Below are 13,933 nucleotides of genomic sequence, written 5' to 3'. Positions count from 1 at the left end.
CATGGACAGCACGATGCAGCGCAGACCACTGCTGATCTCCACGCTGTTGCGCTACGGCGCAACGGCACACTCCCGCAGTGAGCTGATCACCTGGACCGAGTCCGGTGCACGACGGATCTCCTACCGGGAGGTCGGCGAACGTGCCGCCCAACTGGCTCACGCGCTGCGTGGCATCGGCATCACCGGCGACCAACGCGTCGGCACGTTCATGTGGAACAACGCCGAGCACGTCATCGCCTACCTGGCGGTGCCGTCGATGGGTGCGGTGCTGCACGCCATCAACATCCGGCTCTTCCCCGAGCAGATGGCCTACGTCACCAGGCACGGGGGGTCGGAGGTCGTCATCGTCGACAACTCGCTCGCCGAACCGTTCAGCCGGTTGCTGCCGGCACTGCCCGGTGTGCGGCACGTCGTCGTCAACGGGCCCGTGCCCGAGCATCTGCGCCAGGCGCTCGCCGCACCGGAGCACGTCGTGCAGGTGCACGACTGGGAGGAGTTCCTGCGCGACCAGCCGACCACGTTCGACTGGCCGACCGTCGACGAGAACGACGGCTGCGCAATGTGTTACACCTCCGGCACCACCGGCAACCCCAAGGGTGTCGTGTACTCGCACCGCAGCAACTACCTGCACGCGCTGACCTGCTCCTCGATGCTCGCGATCGGTCAACCGGACCGGTTGCTGATCGTGGTGCCGCTCTTCCACGCCAACGCCTGGGGCTACCCCTACGCGGCGATGATCAGTGGCGCCAGCCTGGTGCTTCCCGACCGGTTCCTGCAGCCGGAGCCGCTGGCCCGGATGATCAGCGAGTTGCAGGTGACCGGCGGCGCCGGCGTACCTACTGTCTGGAACGGGCTGCTGCAGCACCTGGAGCAGACGCCGACCGACGTGTCCAGCTGCCGTTTCCTGATGGTCGGAGGCTCCGCCGCGCCTCCGGCGATGCTGCGCGCGTTCCAGCAGCGCCACGGCATCGAGATGATCCAGGGCTGGGGGATGACCGAGCTGTCCCCGGTCGGCACGCTCGCGCTCGCCCCGGGCGACGTCGAGGCCGATTCCGTCGACTACTGGCGCTATCGCGACTCCCAGGGCCGGTTGTTGCCCGGTGTCGAGGGCCGGCTCGCCGGACCGGACGGCTGCGAACAGCCCGCCGACGGTGTGGCGGTCGGTGAGCTGGAGGTCCGCGGACCGTGGGTCACCGGCTCCTACTATGCCAACGGCACCGAGAGCGAGGCCGAGATCGCTGACATGGCAGCCAAGTTCGACGGGGATTGGCTGCGCACCGGCGACGTCGGATCCCTCACCGAGGACTCCTACCTGGTGCTGTCCGACCGGGCCAAGGACGTCATCAAGTCCGGTGGCGAGTGGATCAGCTCGGTCGACCTGGAGAACGCCATCATGGGTCATCCTGACGTGCTGGAGGCGTCGGTCATCGGCATACCGGACGAGAAGTGGCAGGAGCGGCCGTTGGCCACGGTGGTGCTGCGCGACGGCGCCACCGCCACGGTCGGTGAGCTGCGCGACTTCCTGGCCGGCAAGATCGCCCGTTGGCAGCTGCCGGACAAGTGGGCGTTCATCGCCGAGGTTCCCAAGACCAGTGTCGGCAAGTTCGACAAGAAGGCGCTGCGGCAGAGCTTCGCCGACGGTGCCCTGGAGGTGCAGGAGACGAGTCACCGGTGAGCGGTGGCTCTGCCGGCAGCGCAGTCGTTTTCGACGCGATCGTGCTCGTCGGAGGTGCCGGGTCGCGGCTGGGCGGCGTCGACAAGGCAGCAGTGGGACTCGCCGGTCGATCACTGGTGTCACGGCCGCTCGCCGCAGTGCGCGAGGCTCGCACGCTCGTCGTGGTGGGCGAGACCTCGGCGCCGGAGGTGCCCGAGCACGCCCTACGCGTCACGGAGGACCCGCCCGGCAGCGGCCCGGCAGCCGCTACGGTCGCCGGACTGCGCGCCATCGAGGAGCCGGCGGCGTGGACCTACCTGATCGCGTGCGATCTGCCCGGCGCCGAGCGCGCCGTACAACTGCTCGTCGCGGCGGACGCCCGCTCTTCCGACGGCGCCGTCATCACGGCGCCGGAGGGGCGCTCGCAGTGGCTACTCGGGCGCTACCGGTCCTGCATGCTGTATGACGCCGCGCAGCGACTCGGCGATCCGCGCGACCGGTCGATGCGGGCTCTGCTGGAGGACCTGGACCTGACCGCGGTCCCCGCCGCCGAGGAGGTATGGCGCGACGTCGACACCTGGTCCGACCACGAGGCGTGGGCCCGGACGCTCGAGCCGAGGCGGCTAGGGTCAGGCGGGTGACCGAGCACGCCGACGCCGCGACCCTGCTGACCGCCCCACGGGTGCGCGAGCTGGCGACGCAGCTGGAGCTGCGGCCGACCAAGCAGTGGGGCCAGAACTTCGTGATCGACCCCAACACCGTGCGCAAGATCGTCCGGCTGGCCGGCGTCGAGCGGCACGAGAGCGTCGTGGAGGTGGGTCCCGGCCTCGGGTCGCTGACCCTGCCGCTGCTGGAGTCGTCGGCGCATGTCACCGCCGTGGAGATCGACCCGCGGCTGGCCATCCGACTGCCGCGCACGGTGGCGGAGCTCGCACCCCAGCTGGCTGACCGACTGCAGGTCGTCCAGCAGGACGCCATGACGCTGACCGAGCTGCCGGACCCGCAACCGGTCGCGCTGGTGGCCAACTTGCCCTACAACGTCGCGGTGCCGGTCGTGCTCTCCTTCCTCGAACGATTCCCGACCCTGCGACGGGTCCTGGTGATGGTGCAGCTGGAGGTCGCCGAGCGGCTCGCCGCGCAGCCCGGCAGCAAGGTCTACGGCGTCCCGAGTGTCAAGGGCGCCTGGTATGCCGATGTGCGCCTCGCCGACCGGGTCGGCCGCAACGTCTTCTGGCCAGCACCGAACGTCGACTCCGGCCTCGTCTCGATGACGCTGCGCGAACCACCGGCGACCATCGCGAGCCGCGCGGACGTGTTCGCCTGTGTCGATGCGGCGTTCGCTGCCCGGCGCAAGACGTTGCGGGCGGCGCTGGCGGGGTGGGCGGGCTCCGCCACCGAGGCCGAGCGGATGCTGCGCGCCGCCGGCGTGGACCCCTCACTGCGCGGTGAGCGACTCACGATCGGGCAGTTCGCGGCGATCGCAGCGCAGCGCATAGGGTGACGGGCATGGAAGCGATGTCCTCGGCCCCGGTCACGGTGCGCGTGCCGGCCAAGGTCAACCTCGAGTTGCGCATCGGGCCGCTCGAGGATGACGGATATCATTCCCTGTCAACGGTTTTCCACGCCGTCGACCTGGTCGACCACGTCACCGTGCGCCCCGCCGACAGCTGGTCGGTGACGACGACCGGGATGGGCGAGGGTGTCGTGCCCGACGACGAGACCAACCTGGCGATGCGCGCGGCACGACTGATCGCGGCCCGCGTCGGCACGGACGAGCAGCTGGCCATCGAGGTCGCCAAGAACATCCCGGTCGCCGGAGGTATGGCGGGCGGGTCGGCCGACGCCGCCGCGGCACTCGTCGCGGTGGACGCGCTCTGGGAGACCGGCTTCAGCCCCCGCGAGCTGCAGGACATGGCCGCCGAGCTCGGCAGCGACGTGCCCTTCGCCCTGGAGGGCGGCACTGCCATCGGCTCCGGCCGTGGCGAGCAGCTGGTGCCGGTGCTCAGCCGCGGTGTCTTCGAGTGGGTGTTCGCGCTGCACCACGAGGGACTGTCGACGCCGGCCGTCTACGCCGAGTGCGACCGCTTGCGCGACGGTCGGCCGGTGCCCGAGCCGACTCCGAATGCCGCACTGATGGCCGCCCTGCGCGCCGGGGACGTCGCAGCGCTGGCCGACAATCTCCACAACGACCTGCAGGACGCGGCCTGCTCGCTGATGCCACGGCTCAGCGACACCATCGCCACCGGCCTCGACAACGGGGCGCTCGGCGCGGTCGTCTCCGGCTCCGGCCCGACGGTTGCGTTCCTGTGCGCTGACCGCAACGCTGCCCTCGACCTGATGGTTGGGCTCACCGCCGGCACCATGTGCGATGAGGTCGTCAGCGCGACCGGCCCGGTGCACGGTGCGCACGTGGTGCACGACGTGCGCGCCCGTTGAGCCGATTGATAGTGGTCTGATGCCCAATCTCATTGCTGCCGAAAATATTTCGCTCGCTCTCGGCACCAACCAAGTGCTCGACGGCGTCTCTCTCGGGATCGGCACCGGCGACCGCATCGGCGTCGTCGGCCGCAACGGCGGCGGCAAGTCGACGCTGCTGCGGGTGCTGGCCGGGACGCAGCCGATCGACTCCGGCCGGGTCACGCGTGTCGGCGGTCTGACCATCGGCATGCTCAGCCAGGACGACCGTCTCGATCCGGCCGCGACCGTCGCCGTGGCAACGCTCGGCGATCGCGCCGAGCACGAGTGGGCCGGTGACGCGCGCGTCCGCGACATCCTGCGCGGGTTGCTCGGCGGCGTCGGCTTCGCGTCGGTCGGCGGCCCGGAGGCGGTCGTCGGGAGCAAGTCCGGCGGCGAGCGACGCCGCGTCGCGTTGGCGAAGCTACTGATCGATGACCCCGACCTGCTGCTGCTCGACGAGCCGACCAACCACCTGGACGTCGAGGGCGTGCAGTGGCTGGCCGAGCACCTGGTGCGGCACCGCGCCCGTCCGGGCAACGCCTTCGTGACGATCACCCACGACCGCTGGTTCCTCGATGCGGTCGCCGACCACACGTGGGAGGTCGTCGACGGACGGGTCGAGCAGTATGACGGCGGCTACGCGGCATACGTCCTGGCCAAGAACGAACGCGCCCGTGTCGCCGCCGCGACCGAGGACCGCCGACAGAACCTGCTGCGCAAGGAGCTGGCCTGGCTGCGCCGCGGCGCACCCGCGCGCACCTCCAAGCCGCGCTTCCGGATCGACGCCGCGAACGAACTGATCAAGGGCGAGCCCGAGCCGCGCGACGACGTCGAGCTCGTCCGCTTCGCCACCACCCGCCTCGGCAAGGACGTCATCGACCTCATCGACGCAACGGTCGAGGTGGGCGGCCGCAGATTGCTGGACAAGCAGACCTGGCGCCTGGCGCCGGGGGAGCGCACCGGCATCGTCGGAGTCAACGGCGCCGGCAAGTCCACCGTGCTGCGTGTGATCGACGGCAGCCGGCCGCTGGACGCGGGCAAGCGGAAGCAGGGACGGACCGTCGAGCTGGCCTTCCTCACCCAGGAGGTCCGCGAACTGCAGGCGTATGACGGGATGCGTGTCATCGACGCGATCACCGAGGTCAAGAGTTTCATCATGCTGGGCGGCAAGGAGGTGTCGGCGTCGTCGCTGGCCAAACGGCTCGGCTTCTCCGGCCCACGGCAGCAGACCCGCGTCGGTGACCTGTCCGGTGGCGAACGGCGCCGGCTGCAGCTGCTGCGGCTGCTGATGACCGAGCCCAACGTGCTGCTGCTGGACGAACCGACCAACGACCTGGACATCGAGACGCTCACCTCGCTGGAGGACGTGTTGGACGGCTGGGCGGGCACGCTCGTGGTGGTCTCGCACGACCGCTACCTGCTGGAACGGATGTGCGACCGGCAGATCGCCCTGCTCGGCGACGGCAAGCTGCGAGACCTGCCCGGTGGCGTGGAGCAGTACCTCGAACTGCACGCTGCGGCAACGGAATCCGCAGCGGCGCAGCGCGCCACGACGGCAACCGACGCGGCGCCGGCCGCCAGTAGCGCGGCGGAGCAGCGGGAGGCCCGCAAGGAGATGGCCCGCATCGAGCGCACCCTCGGCAAGCTGGCCGACCAGGAGGAGAAGCTGCACGCCGCGCTCGTCGAAGCCGCGACCGATCCGGTGCGGGCCACCGAACTCGACGGGCAGCTGCGCGCCATACACACCCAGCGTGCGGAACTCGAGGAACGCTGGCTGGAGGTCGGCGAGATCGCCGAATGACGGCTCAGTCGCGGTGCGGGGCGAACGTTCGCGATGCCGTTGGACGATTTCGTCAGCGAGGTGATGGAGATCCTCCGCACCCGGCCGGCAGTGACCGAGATACAGGTGCAGCGGGTCGAATTCCTGCGGTACGGCGAGGCGCGTGGGGATTATCAGGAGGTCGTCCGGGTCTTGAACGAGAGCGACCCGCACGGACGCGGTTCAGGCCGCAGAAACGGTGTCGAACATGTGCCGAATGTCGCCTCGAGCCCGCACATTCACGGCGCCGAATCCGGAAAGGAGCCGGTGGCATCGGTCGAGCGGAATTCGCGCGGAAGGGAGAAACCTGCGAATTCCTCGAGTCGGCAACCGGCTCCATTCCGAAGCGGTGTGACCACCGGTGGTCGCTATCGAGCGCGGTTGATCCCGGCAGCCGCCATACGACGCATTTCCCGGCGCCGCATCAGTGGGTGATCCAGATCTGCGACAGGCTGGGCATGCTGATGATCGGATTGAGCGAAACATTCTTGACGTTCTTGCCGAACGTCGCGGTGTTCATCGAGTAACGATCCGGCAGGCCGGGGACGTACTTCGTCATGATCTCCTGGTCCAGCTTGGCCCACTCGGGAGCGGCGTCCTTGGGATCCATCTTGCCGATCTTGTCCATCTCGGCGTTGATGTGAGCGTTCTTGAACTGACCGACGGTGGTGCCGTCGGGGATGCCCTCGCCGCTGAACAGCACCGGGTAGACCGAGTCACCGGTCGGCCAGTCGTAGCACCAGCCCGGGGTGCCGTTCATCATGTTGACCGGTGCATTCGGGTCGGCGATCTTCTTGGTGATCTCCGCGCTCGGCACCGGGAGGTCCTTGACCTTGAAGCCGGCCTTCTCCAGACCCGCCTTGCGGGCGGTGTTCGCCGCCACCGAGGACGGAACGTCACCGGTGTAGTAGTAGGACAGCTGGAAGCCGAGCTTGCCGGCCTTCTTCAGGATCGCCTTGGCCTTGGCCGGGTCGCCGGTGCCCTGACCGGTGGCGTAGGGCAGCGGGGTGTACTTCTTGTAACCCTGCAGGCTGGGCGCCGCGTACGTGGTGGCCGGCTGGTAGTTCAGCTGCGAGACGCCACCCGCCTTGCGGATCTGGTCCCACGGGTAGGCATAACCGATCGCCTTGCGGATGTTCAGCGGGATCTTGTGGACGTTCATGTTGACGTAGTACTCGCAGGACGACGGTCCGATGACGAACTGGTCCTTCTGCGCACCGGTCACCTTGGACTGCAGCGAAGCGTCGATCGCGTCGATGTTGACGGTGTTGGCGCCCGCACCGCTGTTGGCCAGCACCCGCTGCTGCGACGCCAGCGGTGTGACGGCGAAGTTGATCTGCACCTTGTCGGGGTAGGCGTGCCGCACCGGGTCGGTCTTGGGGTCCCAGTTGGTGTTGCGGGACAGCACCATCTTGGAGCCGATGCTGTAGCTGTCGACCTTGTACGGGCCGGTCGTCAGCGGGTGCTTCTGGTAGTCGCCCCTGGTGTCCTTGGCCTTCGGCACCGGGGTGAACTCGGGGAAGGACGCGAAGTAGTTGAACGAGGGGACCTTCTTGACCAGATGGAAGACCAGGGTGTCGTCACCCTGGGTGGTCACGCCCTTGAAGTCTGCGTTCGGCTCTCGGTACGGGCCCTTGTAGTCCTTTCCGCCGACGAGGTACTGGCGCTGGTAGTCGGTGCCGTTGCGGGCAACGCTCTCCTTGGCGAAGGAGCGCTTGATGCCGTAGACGAAGTCCTCGATCTTGACCGGGGAGCCGTCGGAGTACTTCAGGCCGGGCTTGATCTTGAACGTCCAGGTCAGACCGTCCGCGGACGGTTTGCCCACGCCTTCGGCGAGGTCCGGCACGAGCACCGGCTTGCCGCCCACGATCTTGTACTGCGTCAGCGTGCGGTAGAGGAACTGGCTGGCGAACGCGTTGGAGTCGATGTAGTAGATGCCGGCCGGGTCCATGGTGGGCGGGTTGGAGTGATCGTCGATGTAGAGCGTGCCGCCCTTCGTGGCGCCCTTGACCGCCGGCGCCGGGCCCTTCAGTGTCGCGTCCTGCGCCTTCACCGCGGACTCGGTCTGCTTGGCGGCCGCAGTGTTGTTGCCGCCGCTGTCGCTGCCGCCGCTGTTCGACGGGCCGCCACTGCTGCAGGCGGCCAACGACATCGCAGTGAAACCCGCAGCCGTCAGCGCGACATACTTGGTCATTCGCATGGTGATATTTCCCTTTCGGTGCCCACGGGAATAGCCCGTCGGCACGCATTCGTCCACTTCGTTCGTGGTGTCCGGTATGTCGAAGATCGACCGGTCACCCCCACTGGTGCGGAAGCAGTGGACGACCCCCGGCGTCGACGGCTTCTGCTGACCACACTTGACCCGCGCGTCGGGTGAAGTCCAGTGATCGGCGCGATCGCGACCGGATCGCAATATTCGAAGAGATTCGAATCTTTGGCAGGGAAACCAGTGTTTTCAGCTGATGATCACGGGATTGTCGCCAGCAATTGGCGACCGGTGGCCGACAATTCGTAGAAGACGTTGTGCCGGTGGCGTGACCGCTCGAGCAGACCGGCGCGTTGCATCACCTTCACGTGGTAGGACACGGTCGCGGTGGCCAGTTGCAGTTCCTCGCTCAACTCGGTCGTGGTGCGGGCGCAGCTGAGCTGACGCAGGATCGCCGCGCGGGTCGGGCCGAGCAGCCGGCGCAGCCCGGCGATCGATTCGGCGGCCGGTGGCGTCGTGGCGACCGGATAGGCGACGAAGGGCCGCTCTCCCCGCAGCCGCATGGCCAGCCGTGGCCCGTAGAGCGCGGTCGGTATGACGAGCAGCTCCGCCTCGTCGGCGTCGGAACCTGCGGGGTCCCGGGGCGCCGTCGGTGGTCCGTCGCTCCACGACAAGCGTTCGTGCACCGCCTGCAGCACGGCGCCGATGCCACCGGTGCCCAGCAGCTGGGTGCCGCGGTCGATCTCTGCATTGAGCGCCGTCTCGGCGCGATCGAAGACCTCCGGCATACCTCTGCGCCAGAAGACCTCGAGCCCGTGTGCGGCGCGGGCCGAGAGGTCACCTGCGGCGGCAGCGGCGGCGACGTCGTCGGGCAACGTTCGGACACCCGCGGCGGTCCGGACGTCGACGGCAGCCTGTGCGTGATCGGACTCGCGCACTGCTTGGAACTGGGTCCTGGCGGCGCGGGCCGCCGGTGCTGTGGGCGGTGCCGGCACGAGGAAGTCGGGCGTCGGGCCGTCGTCGACCGGCAGCAGGGCCGCCACGAGAGCGACGTCCGGGCGGCTGAGCAGTTGCGCGGCCGTGCGCGACGGTGCGCCATACATCGGATCAGTCGCGCCGTCGCGGGTCGTGCGCAGCCAGCCGAGAGTCTCCAGCACGGGCGAGATCGCCCAGCGGATGGTCGGTCCGGTGTGCGCGTTCAGGTCGAGGGTGATCACGCGCCGGGTGCCTCCTACGTGTCGGTGCCTCGTGGACCATTTTCATCGTGACACCGCGCCGAAGCGGGTCACAACAAAGTTTGCCGAATCGCGACCTGGCGGCGCAGGCTCAGGCGGTGGGGTGCTCGATCGCGGACAGCAGGGTGCGCAGCGAGGATGCGAGGGCCGTGCGGTTGCGGGCCGGCAGGTGCGCCAGGATCGCGCGCTCGTGCTCGAGCAGCCCGACCATGGCGGCGTCGACGGCTTCGCGGCCCGCCGGCGTCAGTCGGACCAGGACGCCCCGCCGATCGGTGGGAGCGGGGTGCCGTTCGACCAGGCCGCGGCTCTCCAGCCGGTCGACGCGGTTGGTCATCGTGCCGCTGGTCACCAGTGTCTGCTGCACCAGCGCGCCGGGGGAGAGCTCATAAGGATCGCCCACTCGCCGCAGCGCCGAGAGCACGTCGAACTCCCAGCCGTCCAGGCCGTGGTCGGTGAAGGCCTTCCCCCGTGCCTGATCGAGCAGTCGTGCGAGGCGGGACACCCGCGAAAGGACTTGGAGCGGCTCGACATCCAGGTCGTCACGCTCGCGGCGCCAGGCGTCGACGATCTGGTCGACCTCGTCGCGCTGCGTCACCATGAAGTCAGTCTACTCTCAAGCTTCTTGACGTCGAGACATATACAAGTATCTTGATATCAAGATAATGAGCGATGGAGGCGATTGTATGGCGACGTGGGATCCTCAGCAGTACGAACGGTTTTCCGACCTGCGCAACCGGCCCTTCGCCGATCTGGTGGCGCGGGTGGGTGCGGAGTCGCCGCGAACAGTGGTCGACCTCGGCTGTGGGAACGGCCCGTTGACGTTGACGTTGACCGAGCGCTGGCCGCACGCGCAGGTCGTCGGCGTCGACTCCTCCGCGCAGATGTTGCAGCGGGCGCGGGATGTCGACGCCACAGCTCGCGTCACCTGGCAACTCGACGACGTGGCAACTTGGCGGCCGCAGCCCGATCGGGCACCGGAGGTGATCGTCACCAATGCGACATTGCAGTGGATTCCCGGCCACCTGGAGTTGATCGACCGATGGCTTGCCGATCTGCCCGACGGTGGCTGGTTCGCGATGCAGGTGCCGGGCAACTTCGACGCACCGTCGCACCGGATCATCCGTGAGGTCGCGCGAGCGCACGACCGGGCCGGCGAGTTGGTCGGTGCCCTGCGGGAGTCGCCGGTGGAGACTCCGGGGCGATATGCCCGGGCGCTGGCTGGGCACTGCGGTCACCTGGACGTGTGGGAGACGACCTATCTGCAGGTGCTGGATCCTGAACAATCGCAACGTAGTCCGGTCCTGGAGTGGGTGAAGGGCACGGCGTTGCGGCCCCTGTTGGACGTGTTGGACGAGGGGACCGAACGCGCGGACTTCCTCGCCGAGCTGGTGGACCGTTTCGATGCGGCGTACCCGAGAGCGTCATACGGCGTGCCGATGCCGTTCCGCCGCATCTTCGCGGTTGGCCGGAAGGGTGCGCAGGTATGACGCAACAGGTCGCGGTGATCGGTCTGCACCACGTCCAGGTGGCGTGTCCCGCCGGCGCGGAGGACCACCTGCGCGAGTTCTACAGCGGTGTGCTCGGGCTACCGGAGCTGCCGAAACCACCGGCCCTCGCGGCGCGGGGCGGCTGTTGGTTCGCGGTCGGCGCCGGGCACGAATTGCACTGCGGCGTGGAGGAATCCTTCACCCCGGCGCGCAAGGCGCACCCGTGCCTGCTGGTCGCGGATGTCGATGTCGCCGCTGCGGCCGTGTCAGCCGCCGGTGGTGCGGTGCGCTGGGACGACGCGATCCCGGGGATCCGCCGCTTCCACACCGATGACCCGTGCGGCAACCGGGTGGAGATCCAGCATGCGCAGTGAGCGTGTCAGAGCGTCTTGAGCGTCGGTTCCTTCTCGATGCCGTCCAAGCCGTGCCATGCCAGGTTGACCATGTGTGCGGCGACGGTGTCGCGCGGCAGCGATGACCCGGACTCGATCCACCACTCGCCGGTGAAGCCGATCATCCCGACCAGCATCTGCGCATAGATCGGCACGACCTCCACGTTGAGCTCATTGCGCTCGAAGACCTCGACGACGATCTCCTCGACCTGTCCGGCCACCGCCGACATGATGCTCGCGGCCGAACCGCTGCCGTGCCAGGTCGGTGAGTCGCGCAGCAGCACCCGGAAGGCGGCCGGCTCCTCCTCGATGTAGCTCAGCAGGGCCACGGCGCCGCGTTCGAGCAGCTCGCGGGATGTGCCGCCCGAGGTCAGCGCCCCGACCAGGTGGTCGAGCAGCTGACGCATGGCGCGGTCGACGACCACGGCATACAGGCCCTCCTTCCCACCGAAGTGCTCGTAGATCAGCGGTTTCGTGACACCGGCCGCCGTGGCCACGTCCTCGACGGTGGTCGGCTGCACACCGTGCTCGGCGAAAAGTTTCTCCGCGACCGAGATCAGCTGTTCGCGTCGGTCGGCTGCAGACAGTCGGGATCGTTTCTTGGCTGGCATGCATCCATTGAAGTGGATCCGCCGCGCGTGCGCTGCGTCCGGGGCCGGATCGACGGCCGGCAGGGCCGATATGCCATTGCTCGCGATCTGTCCTACCCTTGTGCGGTCCCCGCAGGGGGCGATCCCCGGTTGCTCTGCTGGTAGGGGCCGCCTGACTTTGAATCAGGATTAGCGACGTTGGTTCGATTCCAACCCGGGGAGCCATGAATCGTCGTGCTGGCCGGCGGCTCGTGGCATACCGTCTGCAGGTGTCCACTCAGCTTTCCCCCGGGCGACGCACCGATCTCGCCATCCTGCGACTTGAGGGCGCCATCGTGTCCGAGCGTGGGGACCACCTCGTCGTCCGCTCTCCGAACAATCCCGGATTCCATTGGGGCAACTTCGTGCTCGTCACCACCGGCGACGGCTCGGACGCCGACCGGTGGCTGTCGATCTTCGCGCAAGAATTCCCTGACGCGCGCCACGTCGCGATCGATCTGCCCCGGATGCCCGATCCCGCCGGGTATGCCGCCCACGGTGTGGGGATCGTGACCGATGACGTACTCGTCAGCAGGTCACTGCCGACCCGGCCACCATTGCCGCAGGGGTATGTCGCGCGCATACTCGGCACGGACGATGACTGGGAGCAGCTGATCCAGCGGAACATCCAGGAGAATCTCGACACCGGCGAGCACGAACCGGCCGGCTATGAGTGCTTCACCCGGGACCAGGCAATGGCGCGGCGTGAGCTGGTGTCGGCGGGACATGCTGCGTTCTTCGGGGCGTTCGCCGGTGCGGACCTCGTCGCCGATCTGGGCATCGTCGTGCTGGGTGACACCGCGCGCTATCAGTCGGTCGGCACGGCATACCACCACCGGCGCAAGGGCCTGGCCGGCCACCTGCTCGGCGCCGCGGCAGCGTGGGCGGCCGAGCGCGGCGTGCGAGAGTGGGTCATCGTCACCGGCTCCACCAACCCCGCCGGGCGTCTCTACCGGTCCCTCGGGTTCGGCGAGGCGGCGCAGAATGTGCAGGCCTATTGGGCGCTACCACCGAACAGCCCCGGGTAGGAATCGGCCCGATGCGGCCGATGATCACCTCACCGAAGTCGGTCTTGGCCCGCTTGGACGTGAAATCGGTTGCTGCGAATGCTGACACCGCGGTGAGATGAGCGCGTGCCGGACCCGTGCCTCATCTGCGACGAAGTGGGTGGCGCGCAGCCCGTTCCAGGAGGATTCCTCGAGCACGATGCCGGCTTGGTCGTGTTTCAGTGCCCAGTTGTAGCCCCGCAAGAGATGTCTACATCGGGCAGCTGTTCGTCTGCTCGACGCGACACGCTGCAGGCTTCGCGGACCTGACCATGGACGAGGCTGCGGACGTCGGGCGAGCGATCGGCCGATGGTCGGGAGTCCTGGAGTCGGCCGGCGCGGAACACGTATATGTCATCCGGGTCGGACACCGCTGGCCACATCTGCACGTGATGCTGCTTGCCCGATGGCCGGGCACGCCGACCGATGTGCCCTGGATGGCTGTCGACGAGTGGCCGGGCGCGCGGCGGGGCAGCACTGCATCCGCGTCGACGTTCGCGCAGCAACTACGCGCCTTGGCTCAGTTGTTGGGCTCGCCGTAACTGCGAAAGTCGGTCCAGTCGTCCTATCGCTTCTGGGCGTCGCGTAGCTCCAGGCTGCCGTTCCACATGATGTCGATCAAGACGCGTTCGGGGTAGGAGCGGGTGGGCGGTGGCTGACCCGGTGGTGCGGGCGGGTGGCTGTGGACGGTGAACCCGGTGGTGCTGATGCTGGTGTGACCGGCGTGTCCGATGACGTGATAGTCGGGGTGTTCCTTGACGTAGTTGCAGCGTGCGCACAGGCCTTGGCCGTTGCGTTCGGAAGTGTCGCCGCCGTCGGTGTGGCGTTGGATGTGGTCGATCTGCCGGATGGGGGCGGAGCACCAGGGGGTGCGGCAGGTCTGGTCGCGGAAGATGATCAGCCGGGACAGCAGGCCGGGGTAGCGGCGGGCGCGGGAGTCCATGCCGATGATGTCGCCGGTGCCGGGGTGGGTGAACAGGCGGCGGATCTGTGGGCCGGTGGGGTCGC

The 13,933-nt window shown here is 68.4% G+C and carries 14 protein-coding genes and 1 tRNA gene; 10 read left to right on the top strand and 5 right to left on the bottom strand.

Going from position 1 to position 13,933, the window contains the following annotated elements:
• The first annotated feature begins 1 nt into the window (after window position 1).
• The 6 genes from ACYVBN_RS06485 to ACYVBN_RS06460 are packed head-to-tail and all read left to right on the top strand — an operon-like array spanning window position 2 to window position 6,365.
• Complete coding sequence (locus tag ACYVBN_RS06485; RefSeq protein WP_460599814.1) at window positions 2–1,675, top strand: fatty acid--CoA ligase; 1,674 nt, start codon at window positions 2–4, stop codon at window positions 1,673–1,675.
• Complete coding sequence (mobA, locus tag ACYVBN_RS06480) at window positions 1,672–2,295, top strand: molybdenum cofactor guanylyltransferase (RefSeq protein WP_440281189.1); 624 nt, start codon at window positions 1,672–1,674, stop codon at window positions 2,293–2,295. Before ACYVBN_RS06485 ends, mobA begins: the two co-directional genes overlap by 4 nt.
• Window positions 2,292–3,155 (top strand): ribosomal RNA small subunit methyltransferase A, encoded by an 864-nt coding sequence (rsmA, locus tag ACYVBN_RS06475; protein ID WP_460599813.1) that lies wholly within the window; start codon window positions 2,292–2,294, stop codon window positions 3,153–3,155. The genes mobA and rsmA overlap by 4 nt, the downstream gene beginning before the upstream one ends.
• A gap of 5 nt (window positions 3,156–3,160) precedes the next feature.
• A complete protein-coding gene (locus tag ACYVBN_RS06470) occupies window positions 3,161–4,090 on the top strand; it encodes a 4-(cytidine 5'-diphospho)-2-C-methyl-D-erythritol kinase (RefSeq protein WP_460599812.1) in 930 nt (309 codons plus the stop codon).
• A 19-nt stretch (window positions 4,091–4,109) separates the two neighbouring features.
• Complete coding sequence (locus tag ACYVBN_RS06465) at window positions 4,110–5,912, top strand: ABC-F family ATP-binding cassette domain-containing protein (protein WP_460599811.1); 1,803 nt, start codon at window positions 4,110–4,112, stop codon at window positions 5,910–5,912.
• Between the two features lie 33 nt (window positions 5,913–5,945).
• Entirely contained in the window at window positions 5,946–6,365 is a 420-nt protein-coding gene (locus ACYVBN_RS06460; RefSeq protein WP_460599810.1) for a hypothetical protein, read from the top strand.
• On the opposite strand, the gene ACYVBN_RS06455 is transcribed toward ACYVBN_RS06460, so the two are convergent.
• The 3 genes from ACYVBN_RS06455 to ACYVBN_RS06445 form a co-directional block, all read right to left on the bottom strand.
• On the bottom strand, window positions 6,355–8,130 hold the full coding sequence (locus tag ACYVBN_RS06455; RefSeq protein WP_460599809.1) for a periplasmic substrate-binding domain-containing protein: 1,776 nt from the start codon (window positions 8,128–8,130) through the stop codon (window positions 6,355–6,357). The genes ACYVBN_RS06460 and ACYVBN_RS06455 overlap by 11 nt on opposite strands.
• A gap of 266 nt (window positions 8,131–8,396) precedes the next feature.
• Window positions 8,397–9,353, bottom strand: a complete 957-nt coding sequence (locus ACYVBN_RS06450) for an ArsR/SmtB family transcription factor (protein ID WP_460599808.1) — start codon at window positions 9,351–9,353, stop codon at window positions 8,397–8,399.
• A 109-nt stretch (window positions 9,354–9,462) separates the two neighbouring features.
• The gene (locus ACYVBN_RS06445; RefSeq protein ID WP_440281195.1) at window positions 9,463–9,969 is read right to left on the bottom strand and encodes a MarR family winged helix-turn-helix transcriptional regulator; all 507 of its coding nucleotides are present in this window, start codon (window positions 9,967–9,969) and stop codon (window positions 9,463–9,465) included.
• A gap of 85 nt (window positions 9,970–10,054) precedes the next feature.
• On the opposite strand from ACYVBN_RS06445, the gene ACYVBN_RS06440 reads away from it, so the two are divergent.
• Window positions 10,055–10,858 carry a methyltransferase domain-containing protein gene (locus ACYVBN_RS06440; protein WP_440281196.1) on the top strand — a complete coding sequence of 268 codons (804 nt, stop codon included), beginning with the start codon at window positions 10,055–10,057 and terminating at the stop codon, window positions 10,856–10,858.
• Window positions 10,855–11,232: a VOC family protein gene (locus ACYVBN_RS06435; RefSeq protein WP_440281197.1), complete on the top strand. Its 378-nt coding sequence runs from the start codon at window positions 10,855–10,857 to the stop codon at window positions 11,230–11,232. The genes ACYVBN_RS06440 and ACYVBN_RS06435 overlap by 4 nt, the downstream gene beginning before the upstream one ends.
• A gap of 5 nt (window positions 11,233–11,237) precedes the next feature.
• Here ACYVBN_RS06435 and ACYVBN_RS06430 read toward each other — a convergent pair whose 3' ends face one another.
• Window positions 11,238–11,861: a TetR/AcrR family transcriptional regulator gene (locus ACYVBN_RS06430; protein WP_440281198.1), complete on the bottom strand. Its 624-nt coding sequence runs from the start codon at window positions 11,859–11,861 to the stop codon at window positions 11,238–11,240.
• Window positions 11,862–11,983: 122 nt separating this feature from the next.
• Between ACYVBN_RS06430 and ACYVBN_RS06425 the strand changes: the two genes are divergently transcribed.
• Window positions 11,984–12,065: transfer RNA gene (locus tag ACYVBN_RS06425), tRNA-Gln, on the top strand.
• A 44-nt stretch (window positions 12,066–12,109) separates the two neighbouring features.
• Complete coding sequence (locus ACYVBN_RS06420; protein ID WP_460599807.1) at window positions 12,110–12,907, top strand: GNAT family N-acetyltransferase; 798 nt, start codon at window positions 12,110–12,112, stop codon at window positions 12,905–12,907.
• Between the two features lie 583 nt (window positions 12,908–13,490).
• Here the strand turns inward: ACYVBN_RS06420 and ACYVBN_RS06415 are convergent.
• A partial coding sequence (locus tag ACYVBN_RS06415; RefSeq protein WP_460599806.1) for an HNH endonuclease occupies window positions 13,491–13,933 on the bottom strand: 443 nt, incomplete at its 5' end.

This window comes from Flexivirga lutea (genome assembly GCF_054778955.1).
This window is presented reverse-complemented; position numbering and strand designations above follow the sequence as displayed.